The sequence below is a fragment of the Mesobacillus sp. genome (assembly GCF_049588175.1).
In the GTDB taxonomy this organism is placed as follows: domain Bacteria; phylum Bacillota; class Bacilli; order Bacillales; family Cytobacillaceae; genus Mesobacillus.
Genome location: NZ_JBAVFI010000676.1, coordinates 1 through 1,872, shown reverse-complemented (window position 1 = coordinate 1,872; position 1,872 = coordinate 1). Strand labels below are relative to the sequence as shown.

The window sequence follows — 1,872 nt, the reverse complement described above, 5'->3', positions numbered from 1 at the left end:
CTGCTGGTGCTGCTGCTAAAAAATTATTAACTTTACTTGGTATTGAGCTAGTTGCCCATGTGGTCGAAATAGGTGGGATAAAAGCAAGGACTCAGGATTTTTCATCCCTTTCACAATTGAAGGAAGTGACAGAAGAATCCCCGGTGCGTTGTTTTGATTCTGAAGCCGGCCTGAAGATGATGGAGGCGATTGATGATGCTAAGAAAAATGGTGATTCGATTGGCGGTGTCGTAGAAGTAATCGCGGAAGGAATGCCAGCAGGCGTGGGCAGCTACGTCCATTACGACAGGAAGCTTGATGCCAAGCTAGCCGCCGCCATTATGAGCATCAATGCTTTTAAAGGTGTAGAAATCGGTATTGGCTTTGAAGCTGCACGAAAGCCTGGAAGCCAGGTTCATGATGAAATAGCGTGGGAGGAAGGCAAGGGTTATTATCGCAAATCAAACCGATTAGGCGGGTTTGAAGGCGGCATGACAACCGGGATGCCTATTATCGTCCGCGGAGTAATGAAGCCGATTCCGACACTTTATAAGCCATTGATGAGTGTCGATATCGACACTAAAGAACCATTTGCTGCAAGCATTGAAAGGTCCGACAGCTGTGCAGTTCCAGCAGCAGCAGTTGTGGCGGAAAATGTTGTAGCATGGGAACTTGCATCAGCGCTTGTTGAACAATTTTACTCGGATAGGTTCGAAACGCTGCAGGCTTCAATAGAGGAGCAGAGAAGAACAGTGAGGGACTTTTAAGTATGCAGCAAATAAAAATAGATACAAGTACAAAATCCTATCCTGTACACATAGGGCTGGGAGCAGTCAGGATGCTGGGAAAACTTTGTGATGGAGCTGAAGCTAAATATACGTCCGTTATGGTCATAACGGACGAAACGGTTGCAAGCCTTTATCTCCCTTACTTTAGGGAAAACTCAGGCCTGGAACGTTTCATTGAAAAAATAGTTCCAAGCGGGGAAAAGGCAAAAACGTTTGATGTGTACTACGACTGTCTTTCTACTGCGCTTGAAAATAAACTTGACCGAAAGTCTCTGATCATTGCATTTGGTGGCGGAGCCGTCGGAGATCTTGCAGGTTTTGTAGCAGCAACCTATATGCGAGGCATCAGGTTCATCCAGGTGCCAACTACGATATTAGCACATGACAGTGCGGTTGGAGGAAAAGTTGCAATCAACCACCCGTTAGGAAAAAACATGGTCGGTGCTTTTCATCAGCCTGAAGCAGTCATTTATGACCTGGAATTTCTCGAATCCCTGCCTGAAAAGGAAGTAAGATCTGGATTCGCTGAGGTTATAAAACATTCACTAATATCAGGTGAAGGCTTTTATAATTGGCTCAGGGAAGAAATCAAATCATTAAAAAGTATAGAGTATTCTCAAATGCTGGCATTCTTATCAAAGGGTATCCAAATTAAAGGGTCCATTGTGGCAATGGATGAACATGAAAACGGGATTCGCGCCTACTTGAATTTCGGGCACACACTCGGTCATGCGATTGAAGCGGAAGCTGGATACGGCAATATCACACATGGTGAGGCAGTGGCTGTAGGCATGTTATTTGCTATTGAATTAAGCAGGGATGTGCTCAAACTTGCCTTTAACCTTGAAGAATTTAAAACATGGCTGCAAAGCCTTGGCTATAGGACATCATTGCCAAGCGGCCTATCAATAGATCGCCTGCTCCTAAGAATGAAACAGGATAAAAAAGCTGTAGGAAAGACTATTCGCTTTGTGCTTCTGCAGCAGGTCGGCGACCCTGTCGTTTCTGAAGTAGAAGAAAATGTATTGCTGGACAGCTTAAAGAAATTTATGGAAGAGGGGGAATAATATGATTAGAGGAGTAAGGGGCGCCATAACGGTCAATC

Annotated in this window: 2 protein-coding genes; both read left to right on the top strand. The window is 44.7% G+C overall.

Annotated features, from left to right (window positions below; all coding sequences use genetic code 11):
• On the top strand, nt 1–746 hold a 746-nt coding region (gene aroC / locus WB217_RS16485; protein ID WP_423994356.1), incomplete at its 5' end, for a chorismate synthase.
• A gap of 2 nt (nt 747–748) precedes the next feature.
• The gene (gene aroB, locus WB217_RS16480) at nt 749–1,834 is read left to right on the top strand and encodes a 3-dehydroquinate synthase (protein WP_423994355.1); all 1,086 of its coding nucleotides are present in this window, start codon (nt 749–751) and stop codon (nt 1,832–1,834) included.
• Nucleotides 1,835–1,872: the final 38 nt, after the last annotated feature.

Coding starts and splice junctions, on each gene's coding strand:
- aroB (WP_423994355.1), top strand. CDS start 749: ATGCAGCAAATAAAAATAGATACAAGTACAAAATCCTATCCTGTACAC.